The sequence below is a fragment of the Telmatospirillum sp. J64-1 genome (assembly GCF_006980715.1).
GTDB classification, from domain to species: domain Bacteria; phylum Pseudomonadota; class Alphaproteobacteria; order Rhodospirillales; family Magnetospirillaceae; genus Oleiliquidispirillum; species Oleiliquidispirillum nitrogeniifigens.
The window spans coordinates 60,991-79,981 of sequence record NZ_SBHN01000008.1 but is presented as its reverse complement, the minus strand read 5'-3'; the positions used below and the strand labels follow the sequence as shown (position 1 = coordinate 79,981).

At 65.0% G+C, this 18,991-nt stretch carries 21 protein-coding genes; 9 read left to right on the top strand and 12 right to left on the bottom strand.

Annotated elements, in window-relative coordinates; translation table 11 throughout:
• Positions 1-22: 22 nt before the first annotated feature.
• From EPD66_RS09605 to EPD66_RS09580, 6 genes are all read right to left on the bottom strand, one after another.
• Positions 23-844, bottom strand: a complete 822-nt coding sequence (locus tag EPD66_RS09605) for an alpha/beta hydrolase (RefSeq protein WP_185961336.1) — start codon at positions 842-844, stop codon at positions 23-25.
• A gap of 40 nt (positions 845-884) precedes the next feature.
• Complete coding sequence (gene cysS, locus EPD66_RS09600) at positions 885-2,261, bottom strand: cysteine--tRNA ligase (protein WP_142848280.1); 1,377 nt, start codon at positions 2,259-2,261, stop codon at positions 885-887.
• A 321-nt stretch (positions 2,262-2,582) separates the two neighbouring features.
• Positions 2,583-3,923, bottom strand: a complete 1,341-nt coding sequence (gene gltX, locus EPD66_RS09595; RefSeq protein ID WP_142848279.1) for a glutamate--tRNA ligase — start codon at positions 3,921-3,923, stop codon at positions 2,583-2,585.
• The gene (locus EPD66_RS09590; protein WP_142848278.1) at positions 3,920-5,578 is read right to left on the bottom strand and encodes an NAD+ synthase; all 1,659 of its coding nucleotides are present in this window, start codon (positions 5,576-5,578) and stop codon (positions 3,920-3,922) included. The genes gltX and EPD66_RS09590 overlap by 4 nt, the downstream gene beginning before the upstream one ends.
• 117 nt (positions 5,579-5,695) lie before the next feature.
• Positions 5,696-6,235, bottom strand: coding sequence for a hypothetical protein (locus EPD66_RS09585; RefSeq protein WP_142848277.1), 540 nt, complete (start codon positions 6,233-6,235; stop codon positions 5,696-5,698).
• Positions 6,236-6,270: 35 nt separating this feature from the next.
• Positions 6,271-7,011, bottom strand: a complete 741-nt coding sequence (locus EPD66_RS09580; protein ID WP_142848276.1) for a TlyA family RNA methyltransferase — start codon at positions 7,009-7,011, stop codon at positions 6,271-6,273.
• Between the two features lie 168 nt (positions 7,012-7,179).
• Between EPD66_RS09580 and EPD66_RS09575 the strand changes: the two genes are divergently transcribed.
• The 5 genes from EPD66_RS09575 (at position 7,180) to EPD66_RS09555 (ending at position 11,738) form a co-directional block, all read left to right on the top strand.
• Positions 7,180-8,112, top strand: a complete 933-nt coding sequence (locus tag EPD66_RS09575; protein ID WP_142848275.1) for a histone deacetylase family protein — start codon at positions 7,180-7,182, stop codon at positions 8,110-8,112.
• Between the two features lie 98 nt (positions 8,113-8,210).
• Positions 8,211-8,465, top strand: a complete 255-nt coding sequence (locus EPD66_RS09570) for an exodeoxyribonuclease VII small subunit (protein WP_142848274.1) — start codon at positions 8,211-8,213, stop codon at positions 8,463-8,465.
• Positions 8,466-8,470: 5 nt separating this feature from the next.
• Entirely contained in the window at positions 8,471-9,361 is an 891-nt protein-coding gene (locus tag EPD66_RS09565) for a polyprenyl synthetase family protein (RefSeq protein ID WP_142848273.1), read from the top strand.
• Between the two features lie 29 nt (positions 9,362-9,390).
• Complete coding sequence (dxs, locus tag EPD66_RS09560) at positions 9,391-11,316, top strand: 1-deoxy-D-xylulose-5-phosphate synthase (protein WP_142848272.1); 1,926 nt, start codon at positions 9,391-9,393, stop codon at positions 11,314-11,316.
• 89 nt (positions 11,317-11,405) lie between these two features.
• Complete coding sequence (locus tag EPD66_RS09555; protein ID WP_142848271.1) at positions 11,406-11,738, top strand: helix-turn-helix transcriptional regulator; 333 nt, start codon at positions 11,406-11,408, stop codon at positions 11,736-11,738.
• A 45-nt stretch (positions 11,739-11,783) separates the two neighbouring features.
• On the opposite strand, the gene EPD66_RS09550 is transcribed toward EPD66_RS09555, so the two are convergent.
• The 5 genes from EPD66_RS09550 to EPD66_RS09530 form a co-directional block, all read right to left on the bottom strand.
• Complete coding sequence (locus EPD66_RS09550) at positions 11,784-12,434, bottom strand: glutathione S-transferase family protein (RefSeq protein WP_221930943.1); 651 nt, start codon at positions 12,432-12,434, stop codon at positions 11,784-11,786.
• Positions 12,435-12,481: 47 nt separating this feature from the next.
• Positions 12,482-13,510: an MBL fold metallo-hydrolase gene (locus tag EPD66_RS09545; protein WP_142848270.1), complete on the bottom strand. Its 1,029-nt coding sequence runs from the start codon at positions 13,508-13,510 to the stop codon at positions 12,482-12,484.
• 51 nt (positions 13,511-13,561) lie between these two features.
• A complete protein-coding gene (locus EPD66_RS09540; protein WP_142848269.1) occupies positions 13,562-13,897 on the bottom strand; it encodes a tRNA-binding protein in 336 nt (111 codons plus the stop codon).
• Positions 13,898-13,978: 81 nt separating this feature from the next.
• A complete protein-coding gene (locus EPD66_RS09535) occupies positions 13,979-14,431 on the bottom strand; it encodes a phasin family protein (RefSeq protein WP_142848268.1) in 453 nt (150 codons plus the stop codon).
• A 104-nt stretch (positions 14,432-14,535) separates the two neighbouring features.
• Positions 14,536-15,177 carry an Lrp/AsnC family transcriptional regulator gene (locus EPD66_RS09530; RefSeq protein ID WP_142848267.1) on the bottom strand — a complete coding sequence of 214 codons (642 nt, stop codon included), beginning with the start codon at positions 15,175-15,177 and terminating at the stop codon, positions 14,536-14,538.
• Between the two features lie 119 nt (positions 15,178-15,296).
• Here EPD66_RS09530 and EPD66_RS09525 point away from each other — a divergent pair, with 119 nt between their 5' ends.
• Positions 15,297-15,731 (top strand): VOC family protein, encoded by a 435-nt coding sequence (locus EPD66_RS09525; protein ID WP_142848266.1) that lies wholly within the window; start codon positions 15,297-15,299, stop codon positions 15,729-15,731.
• A 5-nt stretch (positions 15,732-15,736) separates the two neighbouring features.
• On the opposite strand, the gene EPD66_RS09520 is transcribed toward EPD66_RS09525, so the two are convergent.
• Entirely contained in the window at positions 15,737-16,507 is a 771-nt protein-coding gene (locus EPD66_RS09520) for a ComF family protein (protein WP_142848265.1), read from the bottom strand.
• A 15-nt stretch (positions 16,508-16,522) separates the two neighbouring features.
• On the opposite strand from EPD66_RS09520, the gene EPD66_RS09515 reads away from it, so the two are divergent.
• The 3 genes from EPD66_RS09515 to map are packed head-to-tail and all read left to right on the top strand — an operon-like array spanning position 16,523 to position 18,987.
• Positions 16,523-17,440: a methyltransferase domain-containing protein gene (locus tag EPD66_RS09515; protein ID WP_185961335.1), complete on the top strand. Its 918-nt coding sequence runs from the start codon at positions 16,523-16,525 to the stop codon at positions 17,438-17,440.
• A gap of 7 nt (positions 17,441-17,447) precedes the next feature.
• Positions 17,448-18,149, top strand: coding sequence for a DNA/RNA nuclease SfsA (gene sfsA, locus EPD66_RS09510; RefSeq protein ID WP_142848264.1), 702 nt, complete (start codon positions 17,448-17,450; stop codon positions 18,147-18,149).
• A gap of 25 nt (positions 18,150-18,174) precedes the next feature.
• Positions 18,175-18,987, top strand: coding sequence for a type I methionyl aminopeptidase (gene map / locus EPD66_RS09505; protein ID WP_142848263.1), 813 nt, complete (start codon positions 18,175-18,177; stop codon positions 18,985-18,987).
• The last annotated feature ends 4 nt before the right edge of the window (positions 18,988-18,991 follow it).

The following is an 18,991-nucleotide window of genomic DNA, read 5'->3' as shown; positions in this document are numbered from 1 at the left end:
ATGCCCCAGGACGCGGCTTTGCTCAAGCACTATGACTGAAGGCACGGGCCTCGACGTCTTCCAGCCAGTCCAAAAGCGGATCCGCGGACCGGCGCCAGAGAGCATCGAGCAGCATCACATGCGGAACATCCGGGTCCATGATCGGCGTGACGCCATAGGCCCAGGCCGCCCGCCGCACGGCATCGGCTGGAATGAAACGGTCCTTCTCGCCGCCCATCACCAGCACCCGCTCGGCCTTGGTGCAGGCAGGCCAGATGCCCGGCGTCATCAGCTCGAAAAGCGCCCGGGCCGATTCCTTCTGCATCAGGGGCAGATAGCGCATCACCGCCGATTGCGGCGTCGCCTCCGAGAACAGCACAGGGAAGACGGCTTCGGGCGACACCGCCTGATGTCCCCAGGCCTGCAGCACGCCCAACTGCCAGAAGGCATTGGGGGAATAGAGGCTCATATGCAGGCTGGACGTGAACAAGCCTTCCGGCGGCACCGGATGCAACAAGGCCATGCCCGGAACGGCGCGGCGCTGGGCATAAAGCTGGGCGACCGCCGCTCCCATGGAATGCCCCACCAGGATCGGCACCTCTTCCATGCCGTCGACGACCTGTTCCACATCGGCCACATAATCGCACAGGGACCAGTTGTGCAGATTCTCTTCCCCGCCGCTCTTGCCGTGGCCGCGCAAGGACAAGGCATAGGATCGCCAGCCATTCTTGGCGAAATAGGGCAGGAAATGCTCGTTCCAGGCCCAGGCGCCGCAATAGGCGCCATGGATGAACAGCAACGGCGGACGACCCGGCACTTTCTTGCGAGGCTGGGCGTCAATGACCTCGATCGCGATTTGGCTCATGCAGGGATATTGCCCGGATTCTGTTGGGGAAAGGTAAAGGCTAGGCCCTCTTCCAGGTGGTGCCTCCGGCTCCGTCTTCCAATAGGATGCCGCGCGCGGCCAAATCATCGCGGATCCGGTCGGCCAAGGCGAAGTCGCGCGCCTTGCGGGCCTCCATGCGCTGCCGGATCAGGGATTCGATTTCGATTTCATCCACATCGCCGCCAGCGGCGCTCCATTTGAACCAGTGTTCCGGGTCCTGCTGCAACACGCCCAAGGCATCGCCCGCCGCCAGCAACCGCCCCTTTGCGCGGGCCTTCTCCTCGGGCGAAGCGGCCTTGTTCAGTGCCCCGGCCAGTTCATGGAGATGGGCGATGGCCAGGGGCGTGTTCAGGTCGTCCTCGAGCGCCGCCAGCATTTCCAGCGGCAATTCCTCGCGGCCCACGGCCTCGACGTCCTCGGCATTGCGCAGGGCGGTGTAGAAACGGTCCATGGCCTGGCGGGCCTGCTTCAGCCCCTCATTGGTCCAGTCCAGCGGCTGGTGGTAATGGGTCGAAAGCATGCACAGGCGGATGGCCTCGCCCGGCGCCTGTTCCAGCAAGTCGCGCACGGTGAAGAAGTTGCCCAGGGACTTGGACATCTTCTCTCCCTCGACCATCAGATGGCCGTTATGCACCCAATAGCGGGCGAAGGGCTGGCCGTGGGCACAGCGGCTTTGCGCGATCTCGTTCTCGTGATGGGGAAAGACCAGGTCCTGGCCGCCGCCATGGATGTCGAAGGTCTTGCCCAGATATTGTGCCGACATGGCGCTGCATTCGATATGCCAGCCCGGCCGCCCGCGCCCCCAGGGGCTGTCCCAGCCCGGCAGATCGTCGCTCGAAGGCTTCCACAACACGAAATCGGCCGGGTTCTTCTTATAGGGCGCGACCTCGACGCGGGCTCCGGCGACCAATTCGTCCTGAGAACGGCGCGACAGGCACCCGTAATCGGGCATCGAGGGCACCGAGAACAGCACATGCCCCTCGGCGGCATAGGCATGGCCCTTGTCGATCAGCGTCTCGATCATGGCGATCATCTGCGCGATATGGGCGGTGGCGCGCGGCTCGATATCCGGCGGCAGGGCGTTCAGCGCGGCGATGTCCTCGTGGAACATCCGCGTCGTCCGCTCGGTCAGGGCGGAGATGGGCTCGCCATTCTCCTTGGCCCGCGCATTGATCTTGTCGTCCACGTCGGTGATGTTGCGCACATAGGTCACCGAGGGATAAAGCCGTTTGAGCAGGCGGTACAGCACGTCAAAGACGATGATCGGACGGGCATTGCCGATATGGGCGCGGTCATAGACGGTGGGGCCGCAGACATACATGCCGACAGCCGAGGGATTCAAAGGCTCGAAAGCCTCTTTCTGGCGGGTCAGCGTGTTGTAGAGAACCAGCGGCACTTTCGTCTCCTTGAGAAATCCTGCGGCCCGCCCCTGTGCGGAAAGGCCATGCATAGCATAAGTCTTCTTGGGCTCCGCCCAAACCCGCCAGGAGGCTCGGCCTCCTGGACCTCGTTCATTTTTCCTCGTCATTCCCGCGAAAGCAGCTATGACGAAACGGGCTGGGCACTGGCCCATGCTTCGAGACGCCCCTGCGGGGCTCCTCAGCATGAGGTCTAAATAGCTGAAATAGCCTCATCTTGAGGAGCCGCATCAGCGGCGTCTCGAAAGATGAAGGCGGTCCAAAAGCATTTCAGCCTCTTTCTTCCCAGCCTCTCTTTCCTAAGCCGTCCGTCCCTTCAGCCGGGCTTCGACGCGGGCGCGGCCGATCAGCGGCAGCAGGGTCTTGAGTTCCGGCCCCTGCTCGCGCCCGGTGATGGCGAGGCGCAGGGGATGGAACAGGCCCTTGCCCTTGCGGCCCGTCGCCTCCTTGACGGCGGCCGTGAACCGCCCCCAGGTGTCTTCGTCCCAGGGCTCGGGCGGCAGCAGGCCGGCGGCCTGGGCGGTGAAATCGGCGTCCTCGATCACCGGCGCGACCTCGCCCCGGCAGATCCCCCACCATTCCCGCATGTCGTCCAGGCGCTCCAGATTGCCCCGCACGGCCGTCCACAGGGCCTCGTCCACGCCGGTCATGCCCATGGCTTCGAGGCGGCTCCTCGCTTCCTCGTAGGGCATCTCGTGGACCAGGCGGCTGTTGAGATGGGCCAGTTCGGCCGGGTCGAATTTCGGTGTCGAACGGCCGAATTTTCCGATGTCGAATTCGTCGATCAGTTCGTCCAGGCTGTGGCGCAGCTGGATGGCGTCCGAGGTGCCCAGCTTGGCCAGCAGCGAGTTCAGCGCCATCGGCTGGATGCCCTGTTCACGCAGTTCGCGCAGCGAGCCGCTGCCCAGGCGCTTGGACAGGCCGCCGCCGGAAATATCGGTCAGCAGCGGCAGATGGCCGAATTCCGGCACCGACGCTCCCAGGGCCTGGAACAGCTGGACCTGGACGGCGGTATTGGTGACATGATCCTCGCCGCGGATGATATGGGTGACGCCCAGTTCGGCATCGTCCACCACCGAGCACAGCGTATAGAGCGGCAGGCCGTCGCCGCGCAGCAGCACCGGATCGCTGAGATGGTCGGGATGGAAATGGCAATGGCCGCGTGCCATGTCCTCCCAGGCCACTTCCCGGGATTCCAGCTTGAAGCGCCAATGGGGCTGGCCGCGTTCTTCCTGCAGCCGCGCCTTGTCGGCCTCGCTGAGCTTCAGCGCGGCGCGGTCGTAGACCGGCGGCTTGCCCTGGGCGAGGCGGCGCTTGCGCTTGGCTTCCAATTCCTCGGGCGTTTCCCAGCAGGGATAGAGCCTTCCCAAGGCCTTCAGCTGCTCGACGGCGGCGGCGTAGCGGTTATGGCGCTGCGACTGCCAGGCCTTGCGGTCCCAGGTCAGGCCCAGCCAGCGCAGGTCTTCCATGATGCCGTCGGCGAATTCCGGGCGCGAACGCTCGGTATCGGTATCGTCCATGCGCAGCAGGAAATAGCCGCCATGGGATTTGGCGAACAGCCAGTTGACCAGGGCGACACGGGCATTGCCCACATGCAGAAGCCCCGTGGGGCTGGGTGCGAAGCGCACCAGGACGTTCATGCGTTCCTCGTAAAGGCATTGGTGATGGGATAGCGGCGGTCGCGGCCGAAGGCGCGGCTGGTGATCTTCACGCCCGGCGGGGCCTGACGGCGCTTGTATTCCGCCAGATCGAGCATCCGCCAGACGCGGCGGACCAGGGCTTCCTCGAAGCCCTTGGCGACCACGTCGGAGACGCCGAGTTCGTCCTCGATCAGATGGGACAGGATGGCGTCCAGCACCTCATAGGGGGGCAGGCTGTCCTGGTCGCGCTGGTCGGGCTTCAATTCGGCCGAGGGCGGCTTGGTGATCACCCTGTCGGGCATGACCAGGCCGTCGGGGCCCAGGGCACCCGCGGGCTTGGCTTGGTTGCGCCAGCGGCAGAGGTCGAAGACGGTGGTCTTGTAGACGTCCTTCAGTACGGAATAGCCGCCGCACATATCGCCATAGAGCGTGGCATAGCCGGTGGACATTTCCGACTTGTTGCCGGTGGACAGCACCATATGGCCGAACTTGTTGGAGATCGCCATCAGGGTGATGCCGCGCGAGCGGGACTGAAGGTTTTCCTCGGTGATGCCCGGCTCGGTCCCGGCGAACAGGCCGGACAGCATCTGGCCGAAGGCGCCCATGGCCGGTTCGATATTGATGATGTCGTAGCGCGTGCCCAGCATCCGCGCCACAGCCTCGGCATCGTCCAGGCTTTCCTGCGAGGTATAGGGCGAGGGCATCATCACGCAATGCACCTTGTCCGCCCCCAGGGCATCCACCGCCACCGCCGCCGAAAGCGCGGAATCGATGCCGCCCGACAGGCCCAGCAGCACGCCGGGGAAGCGGTTCTTGGTCACGTAGTCGCGCAGCCCCAGCATCATCGCCTGATAGATGTCTTCCAGCGGGTGCAGGGGCGGGGCCAGCGTGCTTTCGGTGGTCCAGCCGTTCTCGCCGCGCGTCCAGGTCGCGGTCTCCACCGCCTCGACCCAGGCGGGCATCTGCAGGATCGGACGGCAGCGGGCATCGAGCGCGAAGGACGCGCCGTCGAAGACCAGTTCGTCCTGGCCGCCCACCTGATTGACGTAAAGCAGCGGCAGGCCGCTTTCGGTCACCCGCGCCACGGCATGGTTCTGGCGCATGCCGGACTTGTCCGTCTCGAAGGGCGAACCGTTGACCACCACCAGCATCTCGGCGCCCGATTCCTCCAGGCATTCCGTGACGTCGGGAAACCACATGTCCTCGCAGATCATCACCCCCAGCCGCAGGCCGCGAAAGGCCATGGGGCCGGGGCATGGGCCGGGCTCGAAAACGCGGACCTCGTCGAAGACTCCGTAATTGGGCAGGTGATGCTTGTAGCGCACCGCCGCGATACGCCCGCCATCGAGCAGCAGCACCGCGTTATGGCGCTTGCCGCCGTCCAGCCAGGGCGCCCCGACCAGCAGGGCCGGGCCGCCATCGGCGGTTTCCGCCGCCAATTCCTCGACCCCTTCGCGGATACGCGCGAGGAAGGAATTCTTCAGCACGAGGTCTTCCGGCGGATAGCCGGACAAGGTCAACTCGCCGCAAATGACAAGCTCGGCCCCTTGCTCCGTGGCCTGGGCGCGGGCTTGGCGAATGCGGGCCACATTGCCGGCGACGTCACCGACCACGGGGTTGATCTGGGCGAAAGCGATGCGGATCGTGTCGGTCATTGTCCTGCCGTCTGCAAGGAAGCGGTCCTTGGTATTTGCGCTTTCACGCTTTTAGGCGCAAGCGAGCCCGCTGGCAATGGCGTCCACGCCCCCGGCCCGAAGGGGAAACCCCTCCCCTCACCGCCCGGGAAGGAAGATGAGCTGACGCTCGGTACGGTCTTCGAGAAGACCCCGGCGCATCTGGCCGAGCAGGCTGCGCAGGCTTTCCTCCTCGGCCCCCGGCTGCGCCTCGACCCTGCCGCCGATATCGGAAAGGGGCTGTTCCTGATGGCAGAAGGCGGCCATGGCGGTGATCCGCCCGGTTCCGGACGCCGCCTCGGTCGGCACCCGCCCTTCGCAAAGCTGCGCAGGCGAGGCATTGACGGCGGGCGAGAAGGCGAGCACGACCCGCAGGCTGGGCGTGACCGCCTGCTCCGGCATCCTGGTGAAGGTGACGTAGCGCAGGCCGACGGGGCCGGAAAAGTTCCGGGTCACCCAGTCCTCCATGCCCTCCCCGGTCGGAACATTGTGCAGCTCCAGCAGCATGGCGCCGCGCCCGGCGATATAATCGACATGGCTGTAGACCGCCGGGGAATGGTTGCCGCCGGGCGTGGTCACCGGCCCGCCGCAGGCCGCCAGAAGGGCAAGGGCGGCCAGGGCACAGAAGCGTATGCGCATCCTCTTCTCCTTAAACTTCCTTGGCGGGAAAGGCCTTATCCGCTGAACCGTCCGCCGATCAGGAATTCGATATTCCCTTCCGGTCCCTTGATCGGGCTTTCGGTGATGCCCAGGACCTGCCAGCCCGGCAGAGCGGCCAGCCAAGCCGAGATGCGGTCGCAGACTTCCTGATGCAACTCCGGCTCGCGCACCACGCCGCCCTTGCCGACACGGCCCTTGCCCACTTCGAATTGGGGCTTGATCAGGGCGACCAGCCAGCCGCCGGGCCGCACCAGGGACAGGGCGGCGGGCAGAACCACCTCCAACCCGATGAAACTGGCATCGCAAACGACGATATCGATGGGATCGGGAATCGTCTCGGCGGAAAGGTGACGCGCATTGGTCCGTTCCATCACCACCACGCGGGGATCGCTGCGCAGCTTCCAGGCCAGCTGGCCGTGGCCGACATCGACCGCATAGACCTTGGACGCGCCGCGCGTCAGCAGGACATCCGTGAAGCCGCCGGTCGAGGCGCCGACATCGAGTCCGATGAAGCCGGTGGGATCGATGCCGAAATGGTCGAGCCCCTTCACCAGCTTCAGCCCGCCGCGCGAGACCCAGGGATGGTCCTGGCCGCGCAGGTCGATGGCGACGTCCTCGCCCACCTGCAGACCGGGCTTGTCGAGGCGCTTTTCGCCGGAAAAGACCAGCCCGGCCATGACCAGGGCCTGGGCGCGGGCGCGGCTCTCGGCTAGCCCCCGGTCCACCAGCAGCTGATCCAGACGCTTGCGGCTCATCGCACGGAACTCCGGCGCGAAGGGAAAGAAAAGAAGAGATGAGACATGGCCGAATGATGCCCTACCCCATGCGAGGGAACAAGCGCCGCGCCTCGGGAAAGGAAATTGCGCCTTTCTGAAGGAAGAGCTAATATGACAAAAACGTCCAATAAGGTTTTATAACAAATAATGCCGACACTCCTCTTCACGCATCCGGCTTGCCTCGAACATGACACCGGCCCCCATCATCCGGAATGTGCTGACCGCCTGAAAGCCGTTCTGGCGGCGCTGGAAGGCGAGGAATTCACGCTGCTGCACCGTGAAGAGGCGCCCCATGCGACCATGGAGCAATTGCTGCGCGCCCATCCGCCGCATCATGTGGATTACGTTCTGTCCCACCTGCCCCATGGCGACATGGTCCATCACCTGGACCCCGACACCGTGGTCTCGGCCAATTCCGGCGAGGCCGCCTTGCGCGCCGCCGGGGCGGTGGTGGCCGCCGTGGATGCCGTCGCCCGCAAGGAATGCCGCAACGCCTTCTGCGCCGTGCGGCCGCCCGGGCACCATGCCGAACGGGACCAGTCCATGGGCTTCTGCCTGTTCAACAATGTCGCGATCGGCGCCCTGCATGCGCGCGAGGTTCATGGCCTGCGCCGCGTCGCCGTGATCGATTTCGACGTCCATCACGGCAACGGCACCCAGCATATCTTCGAGGAAGACGCCGAACTCTTCTACGGCTCGACCCACCAGGCCAATGCCTTTCCCGGCACCGGCGGCATCGCGGAATGCGGCGTCGGCGGCAATATCTGCAACGTCCCCCTGCCGCCCGGCGCGACCGGGGCGGAATTCCGCAGCGCGATGTCCGAGAAGGTGTTGCCCGCCCTGCGCGCCTTCCGGCCCGACATCATCCTGATCTCGGCGGGCTTCGACGCCCATGCCAGCGACCCGATGGCCCATCTGCGCCTGACCACCGCCGATTTCTCGTGGGTCACCCATGAAATCCTGAAAATCGCTGACGAAACCTGCAATTCGCGGGTGGTATCGGTGCTGGAAGGCGGCTACGACCTCACCGCGCTGGCGGCCTGCACGGTCGCGCATGTGCGGGCCCTGATGGGATCATAAGTTTGAGTCGGGGGGCTTTTCCGCCCCTGCCCTTGCCTCCGCTGAATGCCGCGCGTAAACTTCCGGCCTTTCGTTTCTGAACCCCATGGGGAGTGAGTATGGCCGAGACCGGAAACACAGCCGCCGACATCCAGGCGCTGAGCTTCGAGGAGGCCCTGGCCGAACTCGAACGCATCGTGCGCCAACTGGAAGAGGGCAAGGGCCGGCTCGAGGATTCCATCGCCGCCTATGAACGCGGCGCCCAGCTCAAGCGTCATTGCGAAGAGAAACTGCGCGAGGCCCAGGCCAAGGTGGAACGCATCAGCATCGGCCCCGATGGAACGGTGGGCGTTACCCCCGCCAACATCACGTGACCGCCATGTCTTCACGGCTGGAAGAGGCCCTGGCCTCCACCGCGCAGGTTGTCGCCGACGAGATCGAGCTTCTGCTGCCCCGGTCCAGCGATCCCGAAGCGCAGCTGACCGAAGCCATGCGCTATGCCTGCCTGAACGGCGGCAAGCGCCTCCGCCCCTTCCTGGTCATGACCGGCGCGCGCATGTTCCATGTCGCCGAGCAATCCGCACGGCGCGTAGCTGCGGCGATCGAGATGCTGCATTGCTATTCGCTGGTCCATGACGACCTGCCGGCCATGGACGACGACGACCTGCGACGCGGGCGCCCCACCTGCCACCGCCAGTTCGACGAGGCGACGGCGATCCTGGCCGGCGACGCCCTGCTGACCAAGTCCTTCGAGATCCTGGGGGACGAGGGCACCCATTCCGATCCCGCCGTGCGCTGCGCCCTGGTGGTCGCCCTGGCCGAGGCTGCGGGCCATCGCGGCATGGTCGGCGGCCAGATGGTCGACCTGATGGCCGCCTCAATCGACATGGACATGCCCGCCATCACCCGCATGCAGCAGATGAAGACCGGCCGCCTGATCTGTTTCTCCTGCGAGGCCGGAGCCATCCTGGGCAAGGCGCCGCAACCCCTGCGTCATGCCCTGCGTGCCTATGCCCATGATCTAGGATTGGCCTTCCAAATAGCCGATGACCTTCTTGACGTGGAAGGCGATGCCGCCCAAGTGGGCAAAGCTGTGCGGAAGGATGAGGAGGCCGGCAAGGCGACCTTCGTTTCCCTGCTGGGAGTCGAACGGGCCCGCGCCCAGGCCAGGATGCTCGCGGATCAGGCCGTGGCCCATCTCGATCCCTTCGACAGCGAAGCCGACCTGCTGCGCGACGTGGCGCGCTTCATCGTCGAACGCCGCGCCTGATCCAGATTTTTGAAGAAAGACAAGAAACAGTGACTCAGACGAGCAAGACTCCCCTGCTGGACACCGTGACAGTTCCCGCCGACCTGCGTCATCTGGGAGTCGAGGAACTGAAGCAGCTCGCCGAGGAATTGCGCCAGGAGACCATCTCCGCCGTCTCGGTCACCGGCGGCCATCTGGGCGCCGGGCTGGGCGTGGTCGAACTGACCGTGGCCCTGCATCATGTCTTCAACACGCCCGAAGACCGCCTGATCTGGGATGTCGGCCATCAGGCCTACCCGCACAAGATCCTGACCGGACGGCGCGACCGCATCCGCACCCTGCGCCAGGGCGGCGGCCTGTCGGGCTTCACCAAGCGCTCGGAAAGCGAATACGACCCCTTCGGCACCGGCCATTCCTCGACCTCCATCTCGGCGGGGCTGGGCATGGCCGTGGCGCGCGACATCAGCGGCGGCAAGAACCAGGTCATCGCGGTGATCGGCGACGGCGCCATGAGCGCGGGCATGGCCTACGAAGCCATGAACAATGCCGGGTCGATGGATTCGCGGCTGATCGTCATCCTCAACGACAACGACATGTCCATCGCCCCGCCGGTCGGCGCCATGAGCGCCTATCTGTCGCGGCTTCTGTCATCGAAATCCTACAGCTCCATCCGCCATGTGCTGCGGGACCTGGCCGCCCTGCTGCCCGCGCCGCTGGAACGCGCGGCCAAGCGCGCCGAGGAATATGCCCGGGGCATGGTTTCAGGCGGCGGCACGCTGTTCGAGGAGATGGGCTTCTATTATGTCGGCCCCATCGACGGCCATAACCTGGAACATCTGCTGCCCGTGCTGCGCAATGTGCGCGATGCCGCCGATCCCCGCCCCTTCCTGATCCATGTGGTGACCCAGAAGGGACGCGGCTATCCGCCCGCCGAGGCCGCCGCCGACAAGTATCACGGCGTGAGCAAGTTCGACGTCATCACCGGCACCCAGGCCAAGCCCAAAGCCAATGCGCCGACCTATACCTCCGTCTTCGCCAAGGCGCTGATCGCCGAAGCCGAAGCGGACGACCGCATCGTCGCCATCACCGCCGCCATGCCGTCGGGCACCGGGCTGGACAAGTTCGCCGAGAAATTCGCCAATCGCAGCTTCGACGTGGGCATCGCCGAGCAGCATGCGGTGACCTTCGCCGCCGGTCTGGCCTGCGAAGGATTCAAGCCCTTCTGCGCCATCTATTCCACCTTCCTGCAGCGCGGCTACGACCAGCTGGTCCACGACGTCGCGGTGCAGAAGCTGCCCGTCCGCTTCGCCATCGACCGCGCCGGTCTCGTCGGGGCCGACGGCGCCACCCATGCCGGCAGCTTCGACATCGCCTATCTGTCCTGCATCCCGCATATGGTGGTGATGGCTCCGTCCGACGAAGCCGAGCTGATGCATATGATCGCCACGGCAGCCAGCATCGACGACCGCCCCTCGGCGGTGCGTTACCCGCGCGGCGAAGGCGTGGGGCTGGACCTGCCGGAACGGGGCGAGATCCTGCCCATCGGCAAGGGCCGCATCCTGCGCGAGGGCCAGACCATCGCCCTGCTCAGCCTGGGCACCCGCCTGGCCGAAACCATGAAGGCCGCCGACGAACTGGCGGCGCGCGGCCTGTCGGTCACGGTGGCCGACGCCCGTTTCGCCAAGCCCCTGGACGAAGACCTGATCCGCCGCCTGGCCTCCACCCATGAGGTGATGGTCACCATCGAGGAAGGCTCGATCGGCGGCTTCGGCAGCCATGTGGCGCATTTCCTGGCCAATGCCGGGCTGATGGACCGTGGCCTACGCCTGCGTGCCATGACCCTGCCCGATATCTTCCAGGACCATAATTCGCCCCAAACGCAATACGACGAGGCCCGTCTCAACGCCCCCCATATCGTCGAAACCGTTCTCTCCGCCCTGGGACAGGACCATGCCCAGGCTCCCGCCCGGGCGTAAGTACACAACAGGCGTAAGTACACAAATTGCATCTCCCTGTTCGCATGATATGATTGCAAAAAAAACGACAGACAGGGCGGACGTAAGAAATGGATGCCAGCGAACTGCAAAAAGTGCAGGAGAATGCGCGGCGCGCCAGTGCGCTGCTCAAGGCGATGAGCAACGAGCATCGCCTGATGGTGCTATGCCAGCTTCTGCACGGCGAACGCTCGGTGGGCGAGCTGGAACGCCTGATCGGCCTCAGCCAATCCGCCCTGTCCCAGCACCTGGCCCGCCTTCGCCGCGACAACCTCGTCCAGACCCGCCGCGCCGCCCAGACCATTTATTATTCCCTGGCCGGCGAGGAAGCCCGCGCCGTGATCGAAACGCTCTACGACCTGTATTGCAGCCGTCCCGACGATCAGTGCCTGGCCGTGGGCTAGACGACTCACGCGCCTATCCCACTGCTTCAGGGGCACCGCTTTTCTTCAGGAAAGCGGGATCGCAACACTCTTGGCATAGGCCGGACGTTCGAGCAGGCGGTCATACCAGGACCGAAGATGAACCAGGTCGGGACGCTCGATCGGAAGATTGAACCAGGCATGGATCAACGTACCGAGCGGAATGTCCCCAATACCCAAGGCCTCCCCGGACAGGAACGGTCTGTCGGCCAGGGTGGCATCGGCGATCGTCAGCAATTGGCTGGCCGTTTCAATGGCAGCCGCAACGGCCACCATGTCCCGTTTCTCCGGCGCCGTTCTTATCAGGTTCCAGAAGATGGTGGTGAAGGGCGGGACGAAATTGATGCTTGCCCAATCCATCCATTGGTCTGCCTGGGCCCGTTTGGCGGGGTCACCGTCATGCAAGGAGCCTGATGCATACCGGGCGGCGAGATAGCGGACAATCGAATTGGACTCCCACAGAACCGTCCCGCCGTCTTCCAGGACCGGGATCTTGCGGTTGGGGTTGAGGCGCCCGAACTCGGGCGTGTCGAGCTTTCCGAACGCCCCTCCTGCGTCGATACGCTCATAAGGAACGCCCGCTTCCTCCAGGCACCAGAGCACCTTCTTGACGTTGTTCGAATTATCGCGTCCCCAAACCCGGATCATTCTGTTATCCCTTCGTTCCGTTTCCGGCATGGTTCATCACCCAGCCTGCCGCCGATCTGCGCTGGGCGGCATCGGCTTCACGTCCTGCGGAACAGCCAGATCCCGTTCGCATCCACGTCCCGCCTCGCGCGGCCCTGCCCGACCAGATGGTTGACATGGGCCAGGCCTTCACCGATGGCGAAGAAAAGCTGGTGGGCGTCGAGGTCGCGGCGGAACAGCGCCTTCAGCAATTCAAAGCCGGTCGCGCCTTCGCCGCAGGCGGCCAGCGTCGCCTCCAGGCGTTCGTCATGATGATGCGCCAGATCGGTCAGGCGGGCATGCAGTCCCCGGAAAGGCAGGCCGTGGCTGGGCAGCACCAGGGTGTCTTCGGGCAAGGCGTGGAACTGTTCCAGCGAGGCCAGGAACTGGGCCAGCGGGTCGGCTTCTGGCTCCATGGGCCAGACGCTGACATTGGGGCTGATCTTCGGCAGCACCTGATCCCCGGCGATCAGCACCCCCAGTTCCGGGCAATGCAGACAGGCATGTTCCGGCGAATGGCCGGTTCCGACGAAGACCGTCCAGGCTCGCCCGCCGATCTCGATGACCTGTCCGGCCCGCAGGCGGTTGAAACGCGGCGGTGGAGGCGTGACGCGGGTAGCGTAGATGTTGCGCCGTTCGGCCGCCAGGTCCAGCGTCGCTTGGTCGCAGCCCGCCCGGCGATAGAATTCCACTTGGTTGGCGACGAAGTCTTCCGTCCGGTCGATACCCAGCATGCGGCCATGCAGGTATTCGCCCTGCGTCGCCCACATTTCGACACCGAAGCGGGCGCAGAGCCATCCCGCCAGCCCCATGTGATCGGGATGGAAATGGGTGACGACGACCCGCCGCACGGGCTTTCCGGCCATGGGTCCGGCCAGCAGCTCTTCCCACAGGGCGCGGGTTTCGTCATTGGCAAGGCCGGTATCGACGATGACCCAGCCGCCTTCCTCCTCGATCAGCCACAGATTGATGTGGTCCAGCCTGAAGGGCAGCGGCATCCGCAGCCAATGCACCCCCGGCGCCACCTGGGTCAGCCCGGCAGGTTGGGGAGCGGCGGCGAAGGGAAAGGTCAAGGCTGCGGCGTTCATGGCGTTCCTTCCGGGACAAAGGCTCAAGCCTAAGGAAGGATTCGCTCGTCCTCAATACATCTTCCCGCCATTGGGCACTTTGCGGTCGGGCGAGATCAGCACGACATTGCCTTCGGCATCGGGCAGGCCCAGGACCAGGCATTGGGACATGAAGCTGCCGATCTGCTTGGGCGGGAAATTGACGACCCCCAGGACCTGTCGGCCGATCAGGCTTTCCGGCGTGTAGTTCTGGGTGATCTGCGCCGAGGATTTACGTTCACCGATCTCGCCGCCGAAATCGATCCACAGCTTGATGGCCGGGCGGCGGGCTTCGGGAAAGGGCTCGGCGCGAAGGACCGTACCGACGCGGATATCGATACGAGCGAAATCATCCCAGGTGATGGTCACGTCATTTCCTCCGGAAACGAAAACGGCCGCCCTTTTTAGCAAAGGACGGCCGTTCCAGACAGGTCGAGAAGAGCGGAAAACCTACTTCTTGGCCTTCAGCAGCATCTCGCGCAGTTCGTCGAGATTCTGGGTGAAGCGCTTGTTCAGCAGATCGAAGGCTTCGCTGTTGGACTTGGCGACCATTTCCGACAATTCGCGCATATTGGCCAGGGTGCGCTCGAAGGCTTCCTTGACCAGTTCGGTCTGCTTCGCGGCCTTGTCCTGGGGAGTGCCGGCCTCGGTCAGGCTCTTGCCCACGGTCGAGACTTCATCAACGGTCTGGCGCAGGATTTCCGCCTGACGCTTCAGGACGGCCTGCATGCCTTCCAGGGCCAGCTTGTTGGCGGCGGCCACCGCCTCGACATTCTTGCGCTGGCTGGACAACACGGATTCCACGTCAACGCCCGGAACTTTGAAATCGCCCAGCATCTTGTTCATCTCGTTCATGTATTTCGAGACGTCGAAATCGTATTTCTGGTCGGTCTTCGTCGCCATGGCTGTGTTCACCCATATTTAGTATGTCGCGCAAATACTACCCTAAATCGCATAAAATCTTCCGTCAACGCGTTTTTCGCAGCGCAACATTACTCTCATAAATGTCACGGAGCCGCGCCTGCGCCTTCCGGAGGTGGTTCTGGAGCAGGCGCCACCACGTCTTCTTCGGGCGGGCGTCTGCCGCGCCGCGAGCCGAAGCTGGCAGCCAGGCTTTCGCAGCGGCGCAGGGCCTTGTCCAGGGCGGCCATGGTACGCGACATGTCCTCGCTGTCGTCGTGCAGCCAGGTCCTGAAGGTATAGACATGGACGGCCACCAAGCCGTTGACCTTCGCCAGTCCGCTCAGCCCGTCGGAACTGATCCGCGCGGCTTCGAGCATCAGCGCCGCCGAGCGGCAGATACGCTGGAAGCCGCACAGCACCGTGACGGGATCGCCCCCGGCTTCCTGGGCGATCACCCGCAAACCGGGCTTGTAGGGAGCAAGGGCGTCGAAACGCCGCATCATCACGTCGAACAGGCGGTCGCGGGCCGAGATGTCGGTGGCGCTGCCGCCTTCCAGGACCTTCTCGTCGATATGGGCGGTGAAGGCGGACAGGATTCCGGCCTTGTTGCGGACCCGGCGCGACAATTCCAGCAGGGACATGTCGGCGCGTTCGGCGATATCGGCCAGGGACAGGCGGCGCCATCCCATGTCGGCGGCCAGATCCATGGTGGCCTGGAAAACCTTTTCCGGCAGCTTGTCCTGCATGTCTTCCACCTCCTCTTGGCCCAGGAGATATTCTGCTCCATTCTCATATAAATTGCCTACACCCCCTTTTGGACTGGACAAAAGGGTCAGATGACTCCTTCTCGAGGAGATAGACGGAAATGGAACAACGGCTCAGTCTCGTCACCCTGGGCGTCGCCGACTTGAAGCGCAGCCGGGCCTTCTACGAACGCCTGGGATGGCGGGAATCCGCTGCGGGGAATGAAGAGGTAGCCTTCTACCAGGCAGGCGGCACGGTGTTGGGCCTGTTCGGGCGGCAGGACCTGGCCGAGGATGCCGGGCTGACGCTGGCGGGTCACGGAGAGGTCCCGGCCTTTTCCGGCGTTACCCTGGCACACAACGTCCCCGCCAGGGAAGACGTCGCCCGTGTCCTGGCCGAGGCCGAAGCCGCCGGTGCCCGCATCCTCAAGCATGCCCAGGATACGAGTTGGGGCGGTCATCACGGCTATTTCGCCGATCCCGATTCCCATCTGTGGGAAGTGGCCTGGAACCCCTTCTTTCCCCTGGACGAGCAGGGCAACATCACCCTGCCCTAAGGCTGTCAGCCGCCTTCGCGCAGCACGCGGGCCAGGGTCAGCGCATCGACCGAGGCCGCACCGGCACGCAGCAGCGTCCCGGCGCATTCGCCCAAGGTCGCACCGCTGGTCAGGACGTCATCCACCAGCACCACGCGCTTCCCCTCCACCTTGGCGGCCTGGGCGGGAGTGACGGCGAAGGCGCCCTTGACGTTACGCGCCCGTCCCTGGCGACTGAGCCGCCCTTGCGACGGCGTGCGGCGCAACCGCCGCAAGGCATCGGGCGCCACCGCCACGCCGGTCAGCCTGCCTACCGCCAAGGCCAGCAAGGCCGCCTGATTGTAGCGCCGGGCAAAGAGGCGCCAGCGGTGCAGCGGCACCGGCACCAGCAGGTCCGCCTCGGCCAGGATGTCGGCACCGGCCCGCACCATCCAGCGGGCATAGGCCGGGGCCGCATCGGTGCGGTCGCCATGCTTGAAGCGCAGCACCAGCGCCTTGCTGTGATCATCATAGCGGAAGGCCGCCCGCGCCCGGCCGAAAGGCGGCGGCGCGGCCAGGCAGGCCCCGCACAAAGCCCCCGGTCCCGGATCCAGGTCGAAAGGTTGGCCGCAGCAGGCGCAGAAAGGCGGGGCGAGGAAATGCACCTTGCTCCAGCAGGCGGGACAGAGCGCCCCGGGCTGATCGACGATCGCGTTGCAGGCCAGGCATTGCGGCGGCAGGACCATGTCCAGGATCCGCCGGCCCAGGCCGCCGAGCCTTATCCAGCCGCTTTCCCCTTCCCCTCCGCCCCAGGCCATGCCATATACCCCGCCATGTCCGATGCCATGAACATCTTCGACCGACGCCTGCTGCGCAAGCGGCGCGATCGTGCTGCGGCCAATCTGCCCGCCCATGACTTCCTGTTCCGCGAGGTCGCCGACCGCCTGGCCGACCGCCTGCTGGACGTCACCCGCAAATTCCCCATGGCGCTCGACCTGGGCTGCCATGGCGGCGAGATCGGGCAGATCCTGGAGGGGCGCGGCGGGATCGAGACGCTGGTGCAATGCGATCTGTCGGAAGCCATGCTGCGCCGCGCCGCCGGAAACGGCCGAGGCCCGGTCGTCGCCGCCGACGAGGAATTCCTGCCCTTCGCCGATGGCAGCTTCGACCTGGTGATCAGCAATCTCAGCCTGCATTGGGTCAACGACCTGCCGGGCACGCTGGCGCAGATCCGCCGCATCCTCAAGCCCGACGGGCTGTTCCTGGCCTCCTTCCTGGGCGGCGACACCCTGATCGAGCTGCGCCGCGCCTTCATGGACGCCGAACTGGCCGAGGAAGGCGGCGCCGGACAGCGCGTGGCCCCCTTCGCCGATACCCGCGACGCCGGGGCCTTGCTGCAGCGGGCGGGACTGGCCCTGCCGGTGGTGGACAGCGAGACCATCACCGTCACCTATGCCGATCCCATGAAGCTGATGGCCGATCTGCGCGGCATGGGCGAGACCAATGCCGCCGCCGGACAGCGCAAGGCCTTCACCCGCCGTTCCACCCTGCTGCGCATGATGGCCAATTACCAGCAGGCCGAGGCCGGTCCCGACGGCCGCCTGCCCGCGACCTTCCAGATCATCACCATGACCGGCTGGGCGCCGCACGAATCCCAGCAGAAGCCGCTGATGCCGGGCAGCGCCCGGGCCCGGCTCTCCGATGCCCTGGGCAGCCGCGAGGAAACCATCCGCCCCAAAAAGGACGACTGACGGCGCGATGCTCTTTCCGACTCCGCTGGTGCGCGGCAGACTGATTCGCCGCTACAAGCGTTTCCTCAGCGACCATGAATTGGAAAATGGCGAGATCGTCACGGCCCATTGCGCCAATTCCGGCGCCATGCTTGGGCTGGACCTGCCCGGGGCGGAAGTCTGGCTGTCGCCGGCCACGAATCCCGCGCGCAAGCTGGCCTGGACCTGGGAATTGATCCGCGTGGACGGCGGTCTGGTGGGCATCAACACCGGCCATCCCAACGCCATCGCCGCCGAAGCCATCGCCGCCGGGCTCATTCCCGAGCTCACCGGTTACGAAAGCATCCGGCGCGAGGTCGAATATGGCCAAAACTCGCGGATCGACCTGTTGCTCGAAGGCCCCGGCCGCCCCAAATGTTGGGTCGAGATCAAGAACGTCCACCTGAAGCGGGGACCCGCCGCCGAATTTCCCGATGCCGTGACGGCGCGGGGTGCCAAGCATCTGGCCGAACTGGCCGAAAGGGTACGGGCTGGCGATCGGGCGGTGATGCTCTATCTGGTACAGCGGAGCGATTGCGACAGCTTCCAACTGGCCAGCGATATCGATCCCGCCTATGCCACGGCCTTCGCGCTGGCCCGCCGGGCGGGGGTCGAGGCGTTCTGCTACGCCTGTGCGCTCAGCCCGGACGGGATAAGAGTTGACAGGCCGCTGCCGGTGGTTTTGCCTTAAGATAGCTAAAAAGTTGATGAGAGACATGGAACACGACGATTACACGGCTGAAGCTGGACGCGTTCGCCTACATGGACCCGAAGCCTTTGAAGCGATGCGCAAGGCTGGCCGTCTGGCCGCCGAATGCCTGGACTTCATCGGTCCCTATGTGGTTCCGGGCGTGACGACCGACGAGCTGGACCGGCTGTGCAGCGAGTTCATCGCGGAACGCGGCGGCATCAGCGCGCCCTTGGGCTATCGCGGTTTCCCCAAGTCGATCTGCACCTCGATCAACCATGTGGTCTGCCACGGTATCCCCGGCGACAAGAAGCTGGCGGATGGCGACATCGTCAATATCGACGTCACGCCGATCCTGGATGGCTGGTATGGCGATTCCAGCCGCATGTATGTCGCGGGCAAGCCCAGCGTGAAGGCGCGCAAGCTGATCGACGTGACATATGAATGCCTGATGCGCGGGATCGAAGTGGTGCGTCCCGGCGCGACCCTGGGCGATATCGGCCATGCCATCCAAACCTGGGCGGAAAAGCACCGTTTCTCGGTGGTGCGCGATTTCTGCGGCCATGGCGTAGGCCGTGTCTTCCACGAAGCCCCGAACGTCATGCATTACGGCAAGCCGGGCCGCGGGCTGGTGCTGGAACAGGGCATGATCTTCACCATCGAGCCGATGATCAATGCCGGCAAGCCCGACACCAAGATCCTGTCCGACGGCTGGACAGCGGTGACCAAGGACAAGTCCCTGTCCGCCCAGTTCGAACATACGATCGGCGTCACGGCCGATGGCTGCGAGATCTTCACCTTGTCCCCCACCGGCCAGCACCGTCCCGTCTTCGAAAGCTGAGGCG

Coding starts and splice junctions, on each gene's coding strand:
- EPD66_RS09605 (WP_185961336.1), bottom strand. CDS start 844: ATGAGCCAAATCGCGATCGAGGTCATTGACGCCCAGCCTCGCAAGAAA.
- gltX (WP_142848279.1), bottom strand. CDS start 3,923: ATGAACGTCCTGGTGCGCTTCGCACCCAGCCCCACGGGGCTTCTGCAT.
- EPD66_RS09590 (WP_142848278.1), bottom strand. CDS start 5,578: ATGACCGACACGATCCGCATCGCTTTCGCCCAGATCAACCCCGTGGTC.
- EPD66_RS09585 (WP_142848277.1), bottom strand. CDS start 6,235: ATGCGCATACGCTTCTGTGCCCTGGCCGCCCTTGCCCTTCTGGCGGCC.
- EPD66_RS09580 (WP_142848276.1), bottom strand. CDS start 7,011: ATGAGCCGCAAGCGTCTGGATCAGCTGCTGGTGGACCGGGGGCTAGCC.
- EPD66_RS09575 (WP_142848275.1), top strand. CDS start 7,180: ATGCCGACACTCCTCTTCACGCATCCGGCTTGCCTCGAACATGACACC.
- EPD66_RS09570 (WP_142848274.1), top strand. CDS start 8,211: ATGGCCGAGACCGGAAACACAGCCGCCGACATCCAGGCGCTGAGCTTC.
- EPD66_RS09565 (WP_142848273.1), top strand. CDS start 8,471: ATGTCTTCACGGCTGGAAGAGGCCCTGGCCTCCACCGCGCAGGTTGTC.
- EPD66_RS09555 (WP_142848271.1), top strand. CDS start 11,406: ATGGATGCCAGCGAACTGCAAAAAGTGCAGGAGAATGCGCGGCGCGCC.
- EPD66_RS09550 (WP_221930943.1), bottom strand. CDS start 12,434: ATGCCGGAAACGGAACGAAGGGATAACAGAATGATCCGGGTTTGGGGA.
- EPD66_RS09545 (WP_142848270.1), bottom strand. CDS start 13,510: ATGAACGCCGCAGCCTTGACCTTTCCCTTCGCCGCCGCTCCCCAACCT.
- EPD66_RS09535 (WP_142848268.1), bottom strand. CDS start 14,431: ATGGCGACGAAGACCGACCAGAAATACGATTTCGACGTCTCGAAATAC.
- EPD66_RS09530 (WP_142848267.1), bottom strand. CDS start 15,177: ATGCAGGACAAGCTGCCGGAAAAGGTTTTCCAGGCCACCATGGATCTG.
- EPD66_RS09525 (WP_142848266.1), top strand. CDS start 15,297: ATGGAACAACGGCTCAGTCTCGTCACCCTGGGCGTCGCCGACTTGAAG.
- EPD66_RS09520 (WP_142848265.1), bottom strand. CDS start 16,507: ATGGCCTGGGGCGGAGGGGAAGGGGAAAGCGGCTGGATAAGGCTCGGC.
- EPD66_RS09515 (WP_185961335.1), top strand. CDS start 16,523: ATGTCCGATGCCATGAACATCTTCGACCGACGCCTGCTGCGCAAGCGG.
- sfsA (WP_142848264.1), top strand. CDS start 17,448: ATGCTCTTTCCGACTCCGCTGGTGCGCGGCAGACTGATTCGCCGCTAC.
- map (WP_142848263.1), top strand. CDS start 18,175: ATGGAACACGACGATTACACGGCTGAAGCTGGACGCGTTCGCCTACAT.